The sequence below is a fragment of the Vibrio sp. CB1-5 genome, from assembly GCF_059412285.1.
Genome location: NZ_JBJHPB010000031.1, coordinates 38,832 through 58,736, shown reverse-complemented (window position 1 = coordinate 58,736; position 19,905 = coordinate 38,832). Strand labels below are relative to the sequence as shown.

Sequence of the window (19,905 nt, the reverse complement as noted above, 5' to 3'; positions counted from 1 at the left end):
AGGACCAAGGACCAAGGACCAAGGACCAAGGACCAAGGACCAAGGACCAAGGACCTACTGCGCTTCCTTCCAAATAGCACAAGGCTCAATCTTAGCGCGCTGAAGCTTATGCTTATCACGCTCCGCATCGCGTTTGAGCTTGTAAGGACCCAGCACGACTCTAAACCAGCTACTGTTTTCCTTCTTGCGAATTTGGCTTGAGATTCCTTGGAAGGCAATGTCTAGTTTCCGTGCCTCTGCTTGTGCTAGCGTTTTGTACGCACCGCACTGCATGATGTAAGGGATCTTAGAAACCACTTGTTCTTTGGCTTTCACCTCAACCTCACGCTTTGGTAAGGTTTCCACATAGTCCCACTTTTCTTCAGGTGGTGGTGGGATTGGCTTCGCAGGCTTCGGCTTTGGTGCTGGTTTGGTGGCCACAGGAGCTGGCTTGGCTGGCTCAGGGTCGTTACTTAGTAGGTACAACCCGTAACCAAAGCCACTGGCGAGCAAAATCGCTAGCAAGCCACTGCGCCAGGGTTTCTTACCGGAAGTTTTCTTTTTTGCAGGGCGACGGCTGGTGCCTTTACCCCGTCTTACATAGTCTCGGTTTGCCACTTAGATTGGTTCTGATTGAAATAACTCACTGACCTCATGGTAAATACCGCAAGGTCAAGTTGCAAGTCAGTATCGTGCCAACTATAGGATTCTTGGAGGAGCCGCACTGTCGCGGATCACAAGTTCGGTATCCAATAAGCGTGAGCCTGCACGAACGTCAACGCCTTTGAGTACTTCAAGCATCATATACATCGCTTGGCGGCCAATCTCATAACGTGGCTGAGACACCGTAGTCAGCGGTGGATCGCAGTATTGAGCAAATTGAATATCATCAAAACCGACCACAGATAAGTCTTGAGGAACTCGCAGGCCGAGCTTCTTCGCTTCCTGCATTGCGCCAATGGCCATCACATCATTGTGACAGAATATAGCAGTCGGTGGCTCAGATAAGGCGAGTAGGGTACGAACCAATCGCGCGCCCGCTTCAAATGTGAAGTCCCCTTTGACAGTATAAGCTGGATTCATCGGCAGCCCTGCTCGGCGCAGTGCTTGCTGGTAGCCTTGTTGTCTAAAGCGGCACAAAAACGCGGTGTCAGGACCTGCGATTTGTGCGATTCGCTTATGACCTAGGTTGGAGAGGTAGTTAACTGCCTCAAACGCTGAGGTGAGGTTATCAATATGAACCGTAGGTAGCTCAAGTTCTGGTGCAAATTCACACGCCATGACAATGGGTGGCAAGTTTTTTTGCTCAGGCTTACTGATATCGAATGGTAGGTCCGTACCGAGTAGCAGCATTCCATCAGCTTGTTTGGTAAACACGAGATTTACAAATGAGGTTTCACGTTTTTTCGACTGACCACTGTCACCCAGTAACACCAGGTAACCATGTTCCATTGCGGCATCTTCAATACCACGAATGATCTCGGAAAAATACGGGTCGCAAATGTCGGGAACAATCGTCACTATGGTTTTGGATTCATTTCTGCGAAGATTGCGTGCGAGTGAATTGGGAGAATAACCAGCTTCCAAAACAGCATCTTCAACACGTTTACGTGTAGAAGATGACACTTTTTCTGGGTTCATCAAAGCTCTCGAAACCGTAGCCGTTGAGACGCCTGCAAGCTGGGCAACATCCTTCATTGTCGCCATAAACGTGTGTCCTCTCTCTGTATGTCTGAACCTATCGGGAAGTGGTATTATTTATTGTTCTCTTTCCGTCTGGGTTATTCTTGTGTTAAATGATTAATTTATCTAGTAAATAGATTTATTGGATATATTGTTGCAATCATGAACCAATACTAAACATTATTCATTTCTCGAATGAAAGTTACGGCCTGATTAACAGATTTTGCAAAACAATTGTGAAGCATATCACAACTAACGTTGCTTATGGATTTGTCATTAACCTTTTCACCCTGTGTTCTAATGAGAATGAATGTCTAGCTGAGATCTTGCGGCTCGACATCCAGTGACCAGCGTACTTTTTTGGCCAAAGGTAACTGAGCAATCACAGGTTTTGCTGCGCTAATAATCTTCTGCATCTGAGGCCTACTTGGTACTTGGAACACCAGTTGCCATCTTGCTTTTCCGGCGCGCTTAGCAATCGGAGCCGGTGTTGGACCGAGCACCATGCAAGCGTTATCAAATAGTGGATGCGCCTCTAGTGAATAGCGTACTTGTCTTAGGAAACTTTCGACATCCTGACTGTTGTTGGCCTCGGCACGAACCAAGGTTAAAAAGCTAAACGGTGGTAACTTAGCGAGTTTACGCTCTTCAATAACGGTCTCGGCAAAGTGTCGGTAGTCTTTATGCAGCAAGCTTTGCAACAATGGGTGCTCTGGGTGGTGAGTTTGTAGCAGTACTTCGCCTGGCTTGCTGGCGCGACCTGCGCGTCCAGCAACTTGGATAAAGAGTTGTGCCAGCCTTTCTGAGGCTCTAAAGTCACTGCTATATAGTGAACCATCGACATCCAACAGCGCCACAAGCGTCACATTGGGGAAGTGGTGTCCTTTGGCGAGCATTTGAGTACCAATCAAAATTTGATACTCATTCTTCTTGATAGCGTCCAATGCGGCTTCTAGGCTGCCTTTGCGCCTAGTGCTATCACGGTCGATACGAATGGTATTGTATTCGGGAAATAAGCTCTCTAGCTGTGCTTCTAATTGCTCAGTCCCCACGCCTACGGTGACCAATTGATGCGATCCGCACCCTTCACACTGATGAACGATAGGGCGCTGCGAGCCACAATGGTGGCAGCGAATTTCATTACTTGATTGGTGATAGGTGTAGTACGCATCGCAGCGGTGACACTCTGCTGTCCAGCCACATTCGTGGCACATCAGAGCAGGGCTAAATCCACGGCGGTTGAGGAATAGCATCACCTGGTTGCCCGCCTCTAAATGGCGGCGCAGCTCGGCGATAAGCGGTGCCGAGAGTCCAGCTTCAAGAAACTGACCTTTGACATCAATGACTTTATTGGTGGTCGGAACGGCGAGCCCCGCGCGCTGACTTAGGATCAAATGATGATACTTTCCAGCAAGTGCGTTTTGCAGTGTTTCGATACATGGCGTTGCAGAGCCTAAAATGATTGGGATCTGCTCTTTGTTCGCTCGCATCACAGCCACATCGCGAGCATGATAACGAAGGCTATCTTGTTGTTTGTAGGATGTGTCGTGCTCTTCATCGACAATAATGATGCCGAGATCGGCAAACGGTGTTAGCAGCGCCGATCGGGTGCCGATAACAATGCCAGCAACCTTATCACGTGCACTTAGCCAAGCATTTAGGCGCTCGGTGTCATTGAGTCCGGAGTGGATGACCTCTATAGGCACATTGAAACGTTTACGAAAGCGGTTGATAGTCTGTGGCGTGAGGCCAATTTCCGGCACGAGAACCAAAGCTTGCTGGCCACGTTCTAGTACTGGCTTAATCATTTGCAGGTAAACTTCGGTTTTGCCTGAACCCGTCACCCCTTCAAGCAGGTAGCAACCAAATTCGGTTTGGCTATTCACGGAAGCGATAGCCACGGCTTGTTCAGCGTTTAAGCGAAGATCAAGCGGATCATTACAGATCGCCTCTGGCCAAGTGGTGGACTGTGTTTGCTTTTCTATGGATGTGATCCAACCTTTCTCTGTCAACGCCTTGAGTACGGTCGTGCTGACATCATTATCGACAAAGGCTTGATGTGAGCATGGGCCAGATTCGAGCATGCTCATGACTTTGGCCTGCTTCACTGCTCGACCAAACCCTGAGATGAGCTGATTCTTTCCCGACTCAGTGATATGCCACTCAACGGTTGCTGCAAACTCAGCGGGTTTCCCCTTGCGCAGTGCCGCGGGCAAGGCATTGCTCAGCGTGTCCCCGAGCGGATATTGGTAATAAAGGCTGCACCATGAGATAAGATCGAACAGCGGTTTAGACCAAACGGGTGAGCTGTCGAGCGCTGCTTTGATTGGCTTTAGCTTTTCTATCGGAAATTCAGATTCGTGGCTGAACGCTATTACAATACCGACCAAGGTCTTCGGGCCAAAAGGAACAGACACGCGTCCGCCAACCACGGGAAATAGGTGGGCAGGGACGAGGTAGTCAAACTGTTTATCAAGCGGGACTGGAAGAGCCACTCGAGCGACATTTGGGCGCATAATGAGGTCGATATTGATAAAGAAGATGTCTATTCTAACGGTATGGGCTGCCTTGTATAGACTGCGAAATCAATTTATCGGCTAAGGCTCACCGAAGGTGGCGAAAAAAGTCGCAATTTTAGTTGATTCCCATGGCACTATTCATTACTATACTGCGCCTTGATGGCATGGCTTCTTGCTTCCTCATTGAAGTGTAGAGCGATGGTATCGACTATTTATTAACTACGTGTGGTGTCCGGCTTAGAATCGGATGGCGACACGGCCTAAATTATTGAGGTTTCCCATGAAAGCTGGTATCCACCCAGAATACAAAGCTGTAACAGCAACTTGCTCTTGCGGCAACACATTCGAATTCAACTCTACTCTAGGTAAAGATTCTATCCACCTAGACGTATGTGACAAGTGCCACCCATTCTACACTGGTAAGCAACGTATCGTTGATACTGGCGGCCGTGTTGATCGTTTCAACAAGCGTTTCGGTGCTCTATCTAGCAAGAAGTAATGATTACTTTTGCAGATTAAAAAAGGACGCTTCGGCGTCCTTTTTGCATTTCTGGGCGACTGTAGCGTCCATTTTGTGTGTCAATCTTAGTCCTGTGATTTTGGTATTCACTTCCAATTTTTTCCTGCTTTCATTTCGTCCATCCATTCAAAACCGTGATGAAGTCGCGTAGTATTGTTTTTGCAAAGTATCACTTTGTCAGAGTATTGAACATCTGAGATACCTCCTCTCCGTTCAAATGTACCCACTCTGTGTATGTAACCCTTTAGAAGCAAAGCTAATAAAAATTAACGGGTTTATACTCATAAAAAACAATACCATTCAGTCTCAAAAAAGCAGGATCGCTAACCATGTCCGATGATCATCAAATCGACGAATTTCGCCAACAAGCGCTTGATTACCATGCCAACCCCGTCCCTGGAAAAATTGAAATCGCGTTAACTAAACCCGCCAACTCTGCTGCTGACCTAGCGCTGGCCTATAGCCCAGGTGTGGCTGAGCCAGTGCGTGAAATCGCACAAAATGCTGAGAACGTTTATAAGTACACCGCAAAGGGCAATATGGTAGCGGTTATCTCTAACGGCACCGCTATTTTAGGTCTCGGTAACCTAGGCCCAATGGCTTCGAAACCGGTAATGGAAGGTAAGGCGCTGTTGTTTAAACGCTTTGCTGGTTTGGACTCAATCGATATCGAAGTTAAACACCGCACGATTGATGAGTTCGTCGACACGGTTGCCAACATCTCAGATACGTTTGGCGGTATTAACCTAGAAGATATTAAAGCGCCAGATTGTTTTGAAATTGAACGTCGTCTTATTGAGCGTTGTGATGTACCAGTATTCCACGATGACCAACACGGTACAGCGATTGTTACCGCAGCGGGTATGCTCAACGCGATAGAGCTTCAAGGTAAAGATCTTAAAGAAGCGATCATTGTCTGCCTAGGAGCAGGTGCAGCGGCGATCGCTTGTATGGAGCTTTTGATCAAATGTGGCGCAATGCGCGAGAAGATCTACATGCTGGATCGTAAAGGCGTGATCCATACGCGTCGTGACGATCTTAACGAATATAAAGAGCTGTTTGCCAACAACACAGATAAGCGTACGCTAGAAGATGTGATCGAAGGTGCAGACCTATTCTTGGGTGTATCGGGTCCTGATTTGCTGCCACCAGAAGCACTTAAGCTGATGGCAGACAAACCAATAGTGTTTGCTTGTTCAAACCCAGATCCAGAAATCAAACCGGAGCTTGCTCATCAGGTTCGTGATGACCTGATTATGGGTACGGGTCGTTCAGACTATCCAAACCAAGTAAACAATGTACTGTGTTTCCCGTTCATCTTCCGTGGTGCGCTAGATGTGCGTGCAAGCGAGATTAATGATGAGATGAAACTGGCCGCGGTCGAAGCGATTCGTGAGCTAGCGAAAGAGCCGGTACCACAAGATGTGCTTACTGCCGCAGGTGTTGAGGCGCTGACCTTTGGTAAAGACTACATCATTCCAAAACCGATGGATCCACGTTTGCTTCCTCGTGTGGCTAAAGCGGTCGCGAAAGCGGCGGTTGAATCGGGTGTGGCGCGTATTGAGTTGCCTGAAAGCTATATGGATTAAAAAAGATGGGAAGAGCGGTTCTTGGTCCTAGGTCCTAGGAGGAGCTGATCTTCAACCTCTAAATAAACAAAAAGCGCATTGGATAATTAACCAATGCGCTTTTTTAATGTCTCTACCAAGGACCAAGGACCAAGGACCAAGGACCGCTCTTAATCTCTACTCTTCATCAAACGCTTCAAACTCAATCCCCATCGCCGTCATCAGCTCTTTCGCTTCTGTTGGGATATCGTCTGGACGGTCTTTTCGCAAATCTTCGTCGGTTGGAAGCGGCTGACCTGTGTAAGCGTGCAGGAATGCTTCGCACAAAAGTTCACTGTTGGTTGCATGGCGTAGGTTATTGATTTGGCGACGAGTACGCTCATCGGTCAATACCTTTAGCACCTTCAGCGGGATAGACACTGTGATTTTTTTTACCTGCTCGCTTTTTTTACCGTGCTCCGCATATGGGCTAATGTATTCACCATTCCAATCTGCCATTACACACCTTCGCTCTGTTAATCATAAATAGTAGTAGTAAGTATGCCGCAATTTTAGCGGGATTTACCGCCATAAGCAAAGACATATAGACGTCTGGAAGTGTTGACGTCTCACATTTTGGAAAGTAAAGTGGGGCAACGAATGTGGACATTTATTTTAATGCAATGTTAATTCTTTAACGTTTGTGGCGTTTGCCGGTTCCCATATTACCGGTAAAAGTAGACACTGTGGCTCTAGCCATGCGATTTGAGAAAGGAAGTTTCTATGAGCAATCGGAAGCCAGCGACAATAGCCGTACGTACTGGTATCGAATCGGATACCCAGCATCACGCTGTGGTGCCACCTATTTATCTTTCTACTAACTACGGATTCCCTGCGTTTGGGGAAGTGCCGACTTACGATTACACCCGCTCAGGAAACCCAAACCGAGGTTTACTAGAAACCGCTCTGTACGAGCTGGAATCAGGTAAGGGTGCGGTAGTGACTAACTGTGGTACCTCTGCCCTTAACCTTTGGGTTTCGGCTTTCTTAGGTCCAGAAGACACCATTATTGCTCCTCACGACTGTTATGGCGGTACTTACCGTTTATTTAACACGCGCGCCCAAAAAGGGGACTTCAAGGTTCAGTTTGTTGATCAAAGCGATGAGCAAGCTTTTGAAGCAGCGCTTGAGAAAAAACCGAAACTTATCCTACTTGAAACGCCGTCCAACCCACTAGTGCGCGTCGTTGATATTGCCGCCGTGTGTGAAAAAGCTAAAAAAGTAGGCGCGCTGGTGGCGGTAGACAATACCTTTTTGACACCGGTGTACCAAAAGCCTCTTGAGCTGGGTGCTGACTTTGTAATCCACTCCACCACTAAGTATATCAACGGTCACTCTGATGTGATTGGCGGTGTGGTGATCACCAAAACGGAAGAGCACGCAGAAGAGCTCGCATGGTGGGGCAACTGTATCGGCGCGACGGGCACGCCATTTGATAGTTACATGACGCTGCGCGGTATTCGCACCCTTGGCGCTCGCATGCGTGTTCATGAAGAAAGCTCACAACAGATCCTAGATTTTCTTAAGCCGCAACCATTGGTGAAAGTGATTTATCACCCGAGCTTGCCAGAGCATCCGGGTCATGAGGTTGCTAAGAAACAGCAGTCTGGCTTTGGCTCTATGTTGAGCTTTGAGTTCGCAGGTAGCTTTGAGCAACTGAAATATTTTGTCGGTGAGTTGGAGTTATTCTCGCTTGCGGAATCTTTGGGCGGTGTAGAAAGTCTGATTTGCCACCCTGCATCTATGACCCACCGTGCGATGGGTGAAGAGGCATTAGCAGAAGCGGGCGTATCTCAGCAGCTACTTCGTCTCTCTGTTGGCCTAGAAGATGCGCAAGATCTGATTGATGACCTTGCTCAGGCATTTGAGAAAGCATCTGCGTTTGGAGGATAAGCCGGCATGAGTCAAAGCAGTACCCTAAGCAGCGCCTTAGGCGGAAAGAGTAACAAGCAGTTGCACAAATTTGGCGGCAGCAGCTTAGCTGACCCAGAGTGTTATCGTCGCGTCGTTTCTATTTTAAAAGACTACTCCAATGAGGAAGATCTCATTGTGGTCTCGGCTGCGGGTAAAACCACCAATCGTCTTATTGAATTTCTCGATGCACTCAATAAAGATGGGCGCATTGCCCATGAACACCTTCAAGCACTGCGTCAGTTTCAGATTGAGATGGTGGAATCGCTGTTGACTGGTGATGAGGCGGAAAGCCTTATCTCTCAGCTGAAAGATGAATTCAGTACGCTGGGTGAGCTTAGCTATCCACTGACTGATGCTGAGCGCTCTGCTGTGCTGGGTCATGGTGAAGTGTGGTCTTCACGCCTATTGGCGGCACTACTGAGACAAAGTGATCTCCCAGCAGTAGCACAAGATGCAAGAGCGTTTCTGCGCGCTGAGTTCGGCACTCAGCCAGAGGTCGATCGTGCTAAATCGTATCCGCTGATTAAAGAAGTACTGGCTCAACATGCGCATCATCGTGTGGTAATTACCGGCTTCATGGCGCAAAGTGAATGTGGTGAAACAGTACTGCTCGGTCGTAATGGCTCTGACTACTCTGCGACTGTGATTGGCGCATTGGCTGAAGTTTCTTGCGTGACGATTTGGAGCGATGTAGCAGGCGTATATAGTGCTGACCCGCGTGTGGTTAATGACGCTTGCTTGTTGCCATTGCTGCGATTGGATGAAGCCAGTGAATTGGCGCGTTTAGCTGCTCCTGTGCTTCACAGTCGTACACTTCAGCCTGTCGCGCAAAGTGCCATGGATCTGAGTCTTCGATGCAGTTATCAGCCTGAGTCGGGCTCAACGCGTATTGAACGTGTGTTGGCCTCTGGACGCGGTGCAAAGATTATCACCTCGCTCGATGAAGTACTGCTTATCGAGTTGGCATTCGCTGCTGGTCACGACTTTAAGCGTGCCCAAACCGAAGTGCTTAACGGTCTTAAGCGTGCACAACTGGCGCCGTTGGCGTTTGAAGCCCAAGCTGACCAATATCGTCTCCGTCTTGCCTACACTGCAGAGATTGCCTCTGGTGCTCTCACTGAACTGCAAGATCTAGCGATTGAAGCCGAGATAAAACTTAAAGAAGGTTACTCCATGTTGGCCGCTGTTGGTGCTGGCGTAACTAAAAACGCCAATCATTGCTTTGGTTTTTATCAGCAGTTAAAACATGCGCCAGTAGAGTTTTTCTCAGAAGCTGAGTCGCAATTGAGTCTTGCCGCTGTACTGCGCAAATCAGACATTCAGCCGCTAGTGAAATCGGTACATACTCAGCTGTTCCAAGCGCAAAAGCGCGTTGCGGTAGCGCTGTGTGGTAAAGGTAACATTGGCTCAAGCTGGCTTGAGCTGTTCAAAGAGCAGAAAAGCGAGCTTGAGAAACGTCGCGGTATGAGTTTCAACCTAGTCGCAGTGATCGACAGCCAGACTTATTGGTTTGATGACGAAGGTATCGACGAGCAGCAGGTGCTTGCTCGCTACGAAGATGAAGCGATTGAGTACCAAGGTGACATCTGGCTGCAACGTTTAGCTGGACTTCAAGGCTATGATGAAGGTGTGGTACTGGATGTCACGGCGAGCGCGTCACTAGCCGAAAGATATGTGAGTATCGCTGAGCACGGTCTGCACCTTATCTCAGCAAACAAAGTCGCAGGTTCAGCACCAAGTAATGATTATCATGCGGTGCAAGATGCGTTTTCGAAAACTGGTCGTCACTGGCTTTATAACGCCACTGTGGGCGCAGGGTTACCCATAAACCATACCGTTCGTGACCTACGTGAAAGCGGCGATGACATCGTTGCGCTGTCGGGTATCTTCTCTGGTACCTTGTCTTGGTTGTTCCAACAATTTGATGGCACAGTACCTTTTGCCGAGTTAGTCGACCTAGCATGGCAGCAGGGCTTAACCGAGCCTGATCCGCGCTCAGATCTTGATGGTTCTGATGTGATGCGCAAGTTGGTTATCTTGGCGCGCGAATCGGGCTTGGATATCGAACCTGATGCGGTTGAAGTAGAGTCTTTGGTTCCTGAAGAGCTTGCTGAGTTGTCACTCGAAGACTTCTTTGAGAAAGCTACTCTACTAAGTGAAATCTTGCAAGAGCGTCTAGAAAAAGCTCAGCGCGAAGAGAAAGTGCTGCGTTACGTTGCTCGTTTGGATAGACAAGGTAAAGCGCGAGTAGGGATTGAAGCGCTATCGAAAGAGCATGCGCTGGCGAACCTTCTGCCTTGTGACAATATCTTTGCGATTGAGAGTAAGTGGTATAAGGATAATCCGCTGGTGATTCGTGGTCCCGGTGCGGGTCGTGAAGTGACGGCTGGGGCGATTCAATCGGATTTGAATTTGATGTCTAGCTTTTTTTGATTTCTAGATTCATAGAAAAGTGACCAAAATAAACCGTCATCCTCACGAAAGTGAGGATCTTTGTCCGCGAGTATTGTACTCAAATAATGTGAGTCACTTGCCGCACGAGATCCCCTTTTTCAAGGGGATGACGAGTGTACTGTGTTGAATGCAGTACACATTAAAAACCGAAATATATCGTCATCCTCACGAAAGTGAGGATCTTTGTCCGTGAGTATTGTACTCAAATAATGTGAGTCACTTGCCGCATGAGATCCCCTTTTTCAAGGGGATGACGAGTGTACTGCGTTGAATGCAGTACACATTAAAAACCGAAATATATCGTCATCCTCGCGAAAGTGAGGATCTTTGTCGGCAAGTGTTACGCTCAAATCATGTGAGTCACTTGCCGCACGAGATCCCCTTTTTCAAGGGGATGACGAGTGTACTGTGTTGAATGCAGTACATATTAAAAACCGAAATATATCGTCATCGCGAAAGTGAGGATCTTTGTCGGCAAGTGTTACGCTCAAATCATGTGAGTCACTCGCCGCACGAGACCCCCTTTTTCAAGGGGATGACGAGTGTACTGTGTTGAATGCAGTACACATTAAAAACCGAAATATATCGTCATCCTCACGAAAGTGAGGATCTTTGTCCGTGAGTATTGTACTCAAATAATGTGAGTCACTTGCCGCACGAGATCCCCTTTTTCAAGGGGATGACGAGTGTACTGCGTTGAATGCAGTACACATTAAAAACCGAAATATATCGTCATCCTCATCGCGAAAGTGAGGATCTTTGTCCGCGAGTCTTGCACTCAAATAATGTGAGTCACTTGCCGCACGAGATCCCCTTTTTCAAGGGGATGATGAGTGTACTGTGTTGAATGCAGTACACATTAAAAACCGAAATATATCGTCATCTTCGCGAAAGTGAAGATCTCCTAAAGCGCGTGACTAATCTGAATTAGGCAGTATCTGAATGCACAGTATTGCTTCTCTGTTTAACAGAATCACTCTCGGCAAGAGATCTCCTTTTTCAAGGAGATGACGGACCTTTATGGAGATGACAGAGTTTTATGTAGCTGACGGAGCCTTAAGTAGACAACAGAGCTTTACACCTAGATGATAGGTTTGCAGCTATTGTTAACAGTGATTTTAAGGCACCAACCCCATCTTCAATTTCCCTAACTCACCACATGAAAAAAATTCATAATCCCTCTATTGACTTTAAAACCTATTCATTTCATTCTGTAGACATATAGACGTCTAAACGTAAAAAATTAAAAATCATCATTTAAAGACAGACAGGTTTTATCTGAGATTGGATGGGATAACCAATCTTGGTGATTAGGGAGAGGACCATGGGATACACACACGCAGGCCACATTGATGCTTTGAACCAGAATATTGCTGAGCTTTCGGACAATATTAATGTTTCATTTGAGTTCTTTCCGCCGAGCACGCCGACAATGGAAGAGACGCTGTGGAAATCGGTTCACCGCCTAAAAACACTTAAGCCTAAGTTTGTTTCTGTGACTTACGGTGCTAACTCTGGTGAGCGTGATCGTACCCACTCTATCATCAAAGAAATCAAATCAGAGACTGGTCTTGTGGCAGCGCCGCACCTAACTTGTATTGATGCGTCACGTGATGAGCTTATCGATATTGCAGAAGATTACTGGGCGAATGGTATCAAGAACATCGTTGCGTTGCGTGGTGATATTCCAGAAGGTGGCGGTCAGCCTGATATGTATGCGTCTGATTTGGTGGAGCTACTAAAATCTCGCCATGATTTTGATATCTCAGTAGCAGCCTTTCCAGAAGTTCACCCGGAAGCGAAAAGTGCTCAGGCGGATCTTCTTAACCTAAAACGTAAAGTCGATGCTGGTGCTAACCGTGCGATTACTCAGTTCTTCTTTGATGTAGAAAGCTACCTGCGTTTTCGTGACCGCTGTGTGGCGGCAGGTATTGATGTGGAGATTGTTCCGGGTATTCTGCCGGTGACTAACTTTAAGCAAGCGTCGCGCTTTGCAGCCATGAACAAGGTGAAAGTGCCGGGTTGGATGCAAAAGCAGTTTGAAGGTCTAGATGATGATCTAATGACTCGTCAGTTGGTCGGCGCTAGCCAAGCCATCGACATGGTTCGTGTACTGAGCCGTGAAGGTGTGAAGGATTTCCACTTCTACACGCTAAACCGCGCAGAAATGACCTACGCACTGTGCCACACTCTAGGTGTCCGCCCAGAAGCGTAACCCTCCCAAAAATTGCAATAAAAAACGCCAGTCATGTTTAATTGACTGGCGTTTTTCTATTCTATCCTTTCCAAGGACCAAGGACCAAGGACCAAGGACCAAGGACCAAGGACCAAGGACCTTACGCCAGCGCTTCTAGTTCTGCTAGCGCTTCTTCTGCCCAGTCTAACCATGCTTGACGTGCAAGTAGATTACGGCGAAGAGTTAGGCGCTCAAGGCGCGCATGTTTATCAAGCGTGCTTGGTGTCGCGTAGTAAGCCGCTTCAATTTCACGATAGTGTGCAACCAGCTTTTTCGACTCTTCGATAAGCTCTTCGAGTTGGATGCGGAACGCAGCAGAAGGCTGAACGGCACATGCTGCCAGTTTCGCTGAGAATTCATCACGAACGGTTGGATGTACGGTTGGTTGCTCAAACCACTCGCCAAGCGCCCCGCGGCCGGCATCTGTGATTGAGTAAACTTTACGATCCGGTTTGCCTTCTTGAGGTTCAAGTTTACAAGTAACTAGGGCTTTGTCCGCCATCTTGTTGAGTTCGCGGTAGACCTGTTGGTGGCTTGCTTTCCAGAAGTAACCGATGCTAGCAGAAAATTCCTTAGTGATGTCGTAGCCAGTCGCGTCGCGAGTGCTTAGGACAGTAAGGATAACGTGTGGTAGTGACATGTCTTAAATCCAAATGGTCAAAATCTTAGTAATAGTTATGTTGTTCTTGTAAGTGCGTTTGTGGTTGAACGATTACACCATGCAAGCGCCTTGGAATCTTGGTTGATTCCAGGAAACTCGCGCGAAGAACAGCGCACCTCGCTAAAGCGGGTACCAATAACCGTGTTTAAAGCCTTTGTCACCTAGACAGCCACATGAACATGTGACCAACGCCGTCGACGTCGTATTTTTATTTTTATCGAACAGCGGAATGTAATTATATCTGAATTATATAAGCAAAAAGTGGAATAGAATGCGATACCACTTCAAAAAACTAACAAAACTCTCAGTAAGTATGCCGGTAAAAATAAAAGGCCGCAATGTGCGACCTTTTGTCTCTTTTGTAAAATAATATATCGTTTAGCCGGTGTTTCGCATGCCAGCAGCGATGCCTGCAATGGTCACCATGAGTGCTTCTTCTAGCGCAGATTCGGTTTCTTCGCTTTGACGAGTACGATATAGCAGCTCCGCTTGCAGCATGTTGAGAGGCTCAACATAGATGTTACGCAGGCGAATAGATTCTTGACCCCAAGGGTCGCTTTGCATCAGGTGGTTGTGGTTTTCAACGTTCAGTACCGCAACGATGTCTTTCTGCAATTGACCACGCAGCTTGTCGCCAAGAGGCAACAGTTCTGGATCTGCAAGACGTTTATCATAGTAGCGAGAGATTTCCATATTACACTTGGTGTAAACCATCTCGAGCATACCTAGACGTGTTGAGAAGAATGGCCATTCGCGACACATCTCTTCTAGCAGCGCTTGGTGGCCTTTGTCGATAGAGTATTGAATCGCTTCACCAGCACCAAGCCATGCAGGCAGTACTAAGCGGTTTTGACTCCATGAGAAAATCCATGGGATTGCACGTAAGCTTTCAACGCCGCCATTCGGGTTACGTTTTGCAGGACGAGAACCTAGCGGCAGTTTGCCTAGCTCAAGTTCTGGCGTTGCTTGACGGAAGTATGGGACGAAGTCTGGCTCGCCACGAACCACTTTACGGTATGCATCACAAGAAACTTGAGATAGCACCTCCATCAGGTCACGCCAATCTTGCTTCGGCTCTGGTGGCGGCATTAGGTTCGCCTCCAGAATCGCACTTGCGTACAGGTTGAAGCTGTTGACTGCGATTTCCGGTAGACCCAGCTTAAAGCGGATCATCTCGCCTTGCTCAGTGACACGTAGGCCGCCTTTAAGGCTCTTCGGTGGCTGAGAAAGCAGTGCCGCGTGCGCTGGCGCACCACCACGACCAATCGTTCCGCCACGGCCGTGGAAAAGGGTAATATCGATACTTGCTTCTTCACCAACGGCAACCAGTTTCTCCATTGCGCTGTACTGGGCCCAGCCTGCAGCCATTACGCCTGCATCTTTGGCAGAGTCAGAGTAGCCAATCATCACCATTTGATGGTTTTGAATATAGCCACGGTACCAATCGATCTCGAACAGTTGCTTCATTACCGCTTCAGAGTTATTGAGGTCATCGAGAGTCTCAAACAGTGGACAAACGTCCATACGGAACTTACAACCACACTCTTGAAGGATGAGATGAACAGCGAGAACGTCAGAAGCTGTGCGCGCCATAGAGATAACATAAGCACCAAATGCTTCACGTGATTGTGATGCAATCACTCGGCAAGTATCGAGAACTTCTTGTACCGGCTCTGAAGGTTCCCAATCGCGTGGCAGCAGCGGACGCTTTGAGCTTAGCTCGTTAATTAGGAATGAAACCTTGTCTTGCTCGCTCCATTGGTCGTAGTCGCCTAGACCTAAGTGGCGCGTTAGCTCAGAAATCACATCTGAGTGACGGGTACTTTCTTGACGGATATCCAGACGCACTAGGTGAACGCCAAACGCTTTGACGCGACGAAGTGTGTCGAGTAGAGAGCCGTCGGCGATGATTGCCATACCACTGTCACGAAGTGACTTGTAGCAAGCCATGAGAGGCTCCCAAAGCTGGGAGATGTCTTCAAGAATTGGCTTGTTCGGCACATCTTGATGGTTAATTTGCGCTTCAAGGACTTCCATGGTGTTCACTAGAAGTTTGCGAACCGGTTTTAGGATAGCGCGGTACGGTTCGTGTGCATCGTCCGCAAGATCGCGAACTTGGTCGTTGCACTTCACCATGGAAAGCTCAGTGATCAGCTCTTGGAAATCTTTCAAATAAAGCTCAGCTGCTTTCCAGCGTGACAGTAGCATCACTTCGCGAGTGATCTTGTGTGTCACAAATGGATTACCGTCGCGGTCACCGCCCATCCAAGATGAGAAATGTACCGGGCGAGCATCAATAGGTAGTCCTTCGTCTAGATAGCCTTTTAAGCGATCATCAAACTCACGCAAGAACTCAGGAACCGCATCCCAAAGTGAGTTCTCAACGACGGCAAAGCCCCATTTCGCTTCATCAAGTGGCGTTGGACGTTGCTGACGGATCACATCTGAGTGCCAGCTTTGTGAAATTAGCTGCTCAAGACGACGCTCGGTTTTCTTACGCTCTTTATCAGACAGCTCGTTAAGCTCTAGCTTAGAGAGGCACTCGTTGATTTTGACCAGCTTGTTGATCATAGTACGGCGAGTGATTTCTGTCGGGTGAGCGGTTAGCACAAGCTCAATGTTGAGGTCGCGAACGGCCTGAACGGTGTCAAACTTGCTGACATCTTGCTGGCTCAGCTTAGAGAAAAGCGAGTAGATTGGGTCTGGCTCACAGACATCGGCTTCACAGCTGCGTGAGATCGTATGGTATTGATCAGCGATGTTGGTGAGGTTTAGGAACTGGTTAAATGCGCGAGCAACAGGGGTTAGTTGCTCATTTGGCAGGCTTTTAATCTCTTCAATGAGAATATCACGATCGGCTTCATTGCCTGCGCGTACTACGGATTTAGAAAGTTTACGAATCTTCTCCACTTTCTCTAGGATCTCGTCTCCATGCGCTTCCTTGATGGTGTTACCCAACAGGTGCCCTAGCATCCTAACATTGCTCTTCAATGGGGCATATTTTTCGTTCATAGTCGTCCTGCCTTGTAATTTAACTACATCCGTTATTCCTTATCAGCCTCACAATCTAGCGAAAAATGTTGGTGCGAGTCAAATAAAGTAAACCAAGTTTGCATTTATCGTGCTGGCACGAAAAACGCACACTTGGTCGAGTTAAAAGGTTGAATTGTTGAAAATTTATTACAGAATGTCGTTTATTCGAAGCAATACTGCCTCATTGCTTTGGCTAAGATCTCGATGGTCGGGTCAATAAAATCAAAGCTTAAAAACTCATCAGGCTGGTGGGCTTGGTCTATTGAGCCGGGTCCGAGCACTAAGGTTGGGCACAGCTGCTGCAAAAAGGGTGCTTCGGTACAATAGTTGACCGTTTCTGATGGGGTTTCACATAATGTTTCCATTCCACCAACAAACGGGTGTTTATGGTCGCACTCGTATCCAGGGATTGGCTCGTGCAGAGCGGTAATGGTTAAGCGACCAGGCCATTTTGCTTCCACTTCTTTGAGTGCATCACGCAGAAGGTTATCCAAACCATCCAAGCTGATACCCGGCAGCGGTCTGACATCGTAATGCAGCTCACAGCAACCACAAATGCGGTTGGCGCTATCGCCACCATGAATATGACCAAGGTTGAGGGTAGGGCTCGGGATGGCGAAACCAGGGTGGTGATACTCTTTCACTAGCTTGTCGCGCAGCTTCATCATCGCGTACATGACTTCGTGCATGATTTCGATGGCGTTTACGCCCAAGGCAGGGTCTGAAGAGTGACCCGATTTGCCCGTCACTCGAATCGCATTAGCCACATGACCTTTGTGACCACGTATAGGGACTAGGTTGGTGGGTTCGCCGATAATACAGTAATCCGGCTTGAACGGCGCGCTTTCCGTAAAGTGCCTTGCACCCAGCATAGTGGTTTCTTCGTCACAGGTCGCCAACACGTAGAGTGGTTTGGTTTGCTTGCTCCAGTCGATTTTCTTGACGGCTTCGTAGATAAATGCGAAGAAGCCTTTCATATCTGCGGTGCCTAAGCCGTAGAAGCGGTTGTTGGCTTCGGTCAGATCGTGCGGGTTGAAACTCCAGCGACCTTCATCAAATGGCACAGTATCACTGTGACCTGCCAATAGTAGACCGCCTTCGCCTTGTCCTTTCTTGGCAATCATATTGAACTTGTTCGGTTCAACCTCGATGACCTCAACGTCAAAACCTAGGTCTTTCATCCATGTCGCCAGCTTCTCGATCACTTTTTCATTGCCATGATCCCAGCTAGGGTCAGTGGAGCTAATCGAAGGTGTGCTGATCAGGCCTTTGTAGACCTCTAAAAAACTAGGTAATTGCATATTATCTTCGCTTCTACTGTTGACAGATTAATCTTAAGACTGTAAAACACATATTAAATCATAATTAATGAATAAAAAATCAATTAATGGCATTTTTTCTATATTTATAATCATTAATTGCAAGTTTTACTAACAACGTTAAATCGACTTACTTACGGAATCAGAGTCATGCTAAAAACCACTATTATTGGCGCATCAGGATACACAGGAGCGGAACTGGCTCTCATGGTGACCAAACACCCAGAGCTCACGCTATCAGGTTTGTACGTGTCCGCCAATAGTGTCGATGCAGGCAAACCGATTTCTCAGTTGCACGGTAAGTTGGCAGGCTTAGTTGAAATGCCAGTGCAGCCGTTGGTCGATGTGCAAAAAGCAGCAAGCGAGTGTGACATTGTATTTTTGGCAACAGCCCACGAGGTGAGCCATGATTTGGCGCCGGTGTTTTTGGCACAAGGTTGTCAAGTGTTTGACCTATCTGGCGCTTATCGCGTCAAAGCCGATGACTTTTATACCACCTTCTACGGTTTTGAACACCAGCACGAAAACTGGTTGGACAAGGCGGTGTATGGCCTTGCCGAGTGGAACGCAAAAGAGATTGAAAGCGCGCAGCTCGTGGCAGTACCAGGTTGCTACCCAACCGCTTCACAGTTGGCAATTAAACCGCTGCTAGAAGCTGGTCTTGTCGATAGCACTATGTGGCCTGTTATCAATGCAACCAGCGGTGTCTCTGGCGCAGGACGTAAAGCGTCGATGATCAATAGCTTTTGCGAGGTTAGCCTTCAGCCTTATGGCATTTTTAATCACAGACACCAACCAGAGATTGCGACGCATTTGGGTTGTGATGTAATTTTTACTCCGCACCTAGGCAATTTTAAGCGTGGCATCTTGGCGACCATCACCATGAAGCTTAACGACGGTGTGACTGAAGAGCAGGTCGCAGCCGCATTTGCAACGGCTTACGAAGGCAAGCCAGGTGTACGCGTTAAAGGGGAAACTATCCCAAGAATTCAAGATGTTGAGAACACGCCGTTCTGCGATATCGGTTATAAGGTTCAAGGCCAACACATCATCGTAGTGTCGGCGATTGATAACCTGCTAAAAGGTGCATCGAGTCAAGCGATGCAGTGTTTGAACATCAAAAATCAGTTTGCACAGCTAACCGCGTTGGTTTAGTCGAGGAGAGCAGAATGAGTCAGCAAAATACACCATTAGTGATCAAGTTAGGCGGCGCGGCACTGTCGTGCTCAGATACGCTTGCACAACTATTTAAGGCTATCTCTGATTATAGTCAGCAAGCGCAGCGAAGCATCGTGATTGTTCATGGTGGCGGTTACCTCGTAGACGACCTAATGAAGCAGCTCGACCTTCCAACCGTTAAAAAGCAAGGTTTGCGCGTGACACCTTATGATCAGATCCCGTTGATTGCGGGCGCTCTAGCGGGCACAGCAAACAAGCTATTACAAGGTGATGCGATCAAAGCGGGTCTTAATGCGGTTGGTTTGAGCCTTGCTGACGGTGGCCTTTGTGAAGTGACTGAACTAGACCCTGAACTTGGCGCTGTAGGTGATGCTAAGCCTGGTAACCCTGCGGTTCTGCAAGCGATTTTGGCAGCAGGCGCATTGCCAATCATTAGCTCGATTGGTTTAGATAGCCAAGGTCAACTGATGAACGTTAATGCTGATCAAGCCGCAGTGGCCGTGGCTGGCGCATTGGATGCAGAATTAGTATTGCTCTCTGATGTGAGCGGCGTGCTAGACGGCAAAGGTCATTTGCTACCAAGCCTGACTAAGCAAGAAGCGGATGCGCTGATTGAAGGCAAAGTGATTACCGATGGTATGATTGTTAAGGTACAAGCCGCACTGGAAGCGGCCAACGACCTAGGTCGCCCAATTGAAGTGGCGACATGGCGATACCCAGAAAAATTAGTCGAATTGTTTGCAGGTAAGAGTATCGGCACACAGTTCGTCCCAAACTGAATTATCAGAAAGTAAACCAAAT

General features: G+C 47.8%; 14 protein-coding genes. 7 read left to right on the top strand and 7 right to left on the bottom strand.

The window, feature by feature from the left end:
- Window positions 1-54: 54 nt before the first annotated feature.
- The 3 genes from ACJB0T_RS18615 to priA all read right to left on the bottom strand — a co-directional run bounded on the left by ACJB0T_RS18615 (window position 55) and on the right by priA (window position 4,178).
- The gene (locus ACJB0T_RS18615; protein ID WP_479291758.1) at window positions 55-597 is read right to left on the bottom strand and encodes an SPOR domain-containing protein; all 543 of its coding nucleotides are present in this window, start codon (window positions 595-597) and stop codon (window positions 55-57) included.
- Between the two features lie 81 nt (window positions 598-678).
- Window positions 679-1,686, bottom strand: a complete 1,008-nt coding sequence (cytR, locus tag ACJB0T_RS18610; protein WP_479291756.1) for a DNA-binding transcriptional regulator CytR — start codon at window positions 1,684-1,686, stop codon at window positions 679-681.
- 290 nt (window positions 1,687-1,976) lie between these two features.
- Window positions 1,977-4,178, bottom strand: coding sequence for a primosomal protein N' (priA, locus tag ACJB0T_RS18605; RefSeq protein ID WP_479291754.1), 2,202 nt, complete (start codon window positions 4,176-4,178; stop codon window positions 1,977-1,979).
- A gap of 283 nt (window positions 4,179-4,461) precedes the next feature.
- Between priA and rpmE the strand changes: the two genes are divergently transcribed.
- Together rpmE and ACJB0T_RS18595 are read left to right on the top strand one after the other, a co-directional pair.
- The gene (rpmE, locus tag ACJB0T_RS18600) at window positions 4,462-4,680 is read left to right on the top strand and encodes a 50S ribosomal protein L31 (protein WP_006071169.1); all 219 of its coding nucleotides are present in this window, start codon (window positions 4,462-4,464) and stop codon (window positions 4,678-4,680) included.
- 350 nt (window positions 4,681-5,030) lie between these two features.
- Entirely contained in the window at window positions 5,031-6,290 is a 1,260-nt protein-coding gene (locus ACJB0T_RS18595) for a malic enzyme-like NAD(P)-binding protein (RefSeq protein ID WP_479291752.1), read from the top strand.
- Between the two features lie 156 nt (window positions 6,291-6,446).
- Here the strand turns inward: ACJB0T_RS18595 and metJ are convergent, their stop codons facing one another.
- The gene (metJ, locus tag ACJB0T_RS18590) at window positions 6,447-6,767 is read right to left on the bottom strand and encodes a met regulon transcriptional regulator MetJ (protein ID WP_006071165.1); all 321 of its coding nucleotides are present in this window, start codon (window positions 6,765-6,767) and stop codon (window positions 6,447-6,449) included.
- 264 nt (window positions 6,768-7,031) lie between these two features.
- Between metJ and ACJB0T_RS18585 the strand changes: the two genes are divergently transcribed.
- From ACJB0T_RS18585 to metF, 3 genes are all read left to right on the top strand, one after another.
- The gene (locus ACJB0T_RS18585; protein ID WP_479291751.1) at window positions 7,032-8,201 is read left to right on the top strand and encodes an O-succinylhomoserine (thiol)-lyase; all 1,170 of its coding nucleotides are present in this window, start codon (window positions 7,032-7,034) and stop codon (window positions 8,199-8,201) included.
- 6 nt (window positions 8,202-8,207) lie between these two features.
- A complete protein-coding gene (locus ACJB0T_RS18580) occupies window positions 8,208-10,655 on the top strand; it encodes a bifunctional aspartate kinase/homoserine dehydrogenase II (protein ID WP_479291749.1) in 2,448 nt (815 codons plus the stop codon).
- Between the two features lie 1,345 nt (window positions 10,656-12,000).
- Window positions 12,001-12,891, top strand: coding sequence for a methylenetetrahydrofolate reductase (gene metF / locus ACJB0T_RS18575; RefSeq protein ID WP_042477154.1), 891 nt, complete (start codon window positions 12,001-12,003; stop codon window positions 12,889-12,891).
- Between the two features lie 121 nt (window positions 12,892-13,012).
- On the opposite strand, the gene ACJB0T_RS18570 is transcribed toward metF, so the two are convergent.
- The 3 genes from ACJB0T_RS18570 to argE all read right to left on the bottom strand — a co-directional run bounded on the left by ACJB0T_RS18570 (window position 13,013) and on the right by argE (window position 17,907).
- Window positions 13,013-13,552 carry a PadR family transcriptional regulator gene (locus ACJB0T_RS18570; protein ID WP_479291748.1) on the bottom strand — a complete coding sequence of 180 codons (540 nt, stop codon included), beginning with the start codon at window positions 13,550-13,552 and terminating at the stop codon, window positions 13,013-13,015.
- 399 nt (window positions 13,553-13,951) lie between these two features.
- Window positions 13,952-16,585, bottom strand: a complete 2,634-nt coding sequence (ppc, locus tag ACJB0T_RS18565) for a phosphoenolpyruvate carboxylase (RefSeq protein WP_479291746.1) — start codon at window positions 16,583-16,585, stop codon at window positions 13,952-13,954.
- 182 nt (window positions 16,586-16,767) lie between these two features.
- Entirely contained in the window at window positions 16,768-17,907 is a 1,140-nt protein-coding gene (gene argE, locus ACJB0T_RS18560) for an acetylornithine deacetylase (RefSeq protein WP_479291744.1), read from the bottom strand.
- 168 nt (window positions 17,908-18,075) lie between these two features.
- On the opposite strand from argE, the gene argC reads away from it, so the two are divergent.
- Window positions 18,076-19,080 carry an N-acetyl-gamma-glutamyl-phosphate reductase gene (gene argC, locus ACJB0T_RS18555; RefSeq protein ID WP_479291742.1) on the top strand — a complete coding sequence of 335 codons (1,005 nt, stop codon included), beginning with the start codon at window positions 18,076-18,078 and terminating at the stop codon, window positions 19,078-19,080.
- A gap of 14 nt (window positions 19,081-19,094) precedes the next feature.
- Window positions 19,095-19,883 (top strand): acetylglutamate kinase, encoded by a 789-nt coding sequence (argB, locus tag ACJB0T_RS18550; RefSeq protein ID WP_479291739.1) that lies wholly within the window; start codon window positions 19,095-19,097, stop codon window positions 19,881-19,883.
- Window positions 19,884-19,905 lie beyond the last annotated feature (22 nt).

What these genes read in the sequence shown, in the direction of transcription:
- cytR (WP_479291756.1), bottom strand. Translation starts at nt 1,686, where the DNA reads ATGGCGACAATGAAGGATGTTGCCCAGCTTGCAGGCGTCTCAACGGCT.
- priA (WP_479291754.1), bottom strand. Translation starts at nt 4,178, where the DNA reads ATGCGCCCAAATGTCGCTCGAGTGGCTCTTCCAGTCCCGCTTGATAAA.
- rpmE (WP_006071169.1), top strand. Translation starts at nt 4,462, where the DNA reads ATGAAAGCTGGTATCCACCCAGAATACAAAGCTGTAACAGCAACTTGC.
- ACJB0T_RS18595 (WP_479291752.1), top strand. Translation starts at nt 5,031, where the DNA reads ATGTCCGATGATCATCAAATCGACGAATTTCGCCAACAAGCGCTTGAT.
- metJ (WP_006071165.1), bottom strand. Translation starts at nt 6,767, where the DNA reads ATGGCAGATTGGAATGGTGAATACATTAGCCCATATGCGGAGCACGGT.
- ACJB0T_RS18585 (WP_479291751.1), top strand. Translation starts at nt 7,032, where the DNA reads ATGAGCAATCGGAAGCCAGCGACAATAGCCGTACGTACTGGTATCGAA.
- ACJB0T_RS18580 (WP_479291749.1), top strand. Translation starts at nt 8,208, where the DNA reads ATGAGTCAAAGCAGTACCCTAAGCAGCGCCTTAGGCGGAAAGAGTAAC.
- metF (WP_042477154.1), top strand. Translation starts at nt 12,001, where the DNA reads ATGGGATACACACACGCAGGCCACATTGATGCTTTGAACCAGAATATT.
- ACJB0T_RS18570 (WP_479291748.1), bottom strand. Translation starts at nt 13,552, where the DNA reads ATGTCACTACCACACGTTATCCTTACTGTCCTAAGCACTCGCGACGCG.
- ppc (WP_479291746.1), bottom strand. Translation starts at nt 16,585, where the DNA reads ATGAACGAAAAATATGCCCCATTGAAGAGCAATGTTAGGATGCTAGGG.
- argE (WP_479291744.1), bottom strand. Translation starts at nt 17,907, where the DNA reads ATGCAATTACCTAGTTTTTTAGAGGTCTACAAAGGCCTGATCAGCACA.
- argC (WP_479291742.1), top strand. Translation starts at nt 18,076, where the DNA reads ATGCTAAAAACCACTATTATTGGCGCATCAGGATACACAGGAGCGGAA.
- argB (WP_479291739.1), top strand. Translation starts at nt 19,095, where the DNA reads ATGAGTCAGCAAAATACACCATTAGTGATCAAGTTAGGCGGCGCGGCA.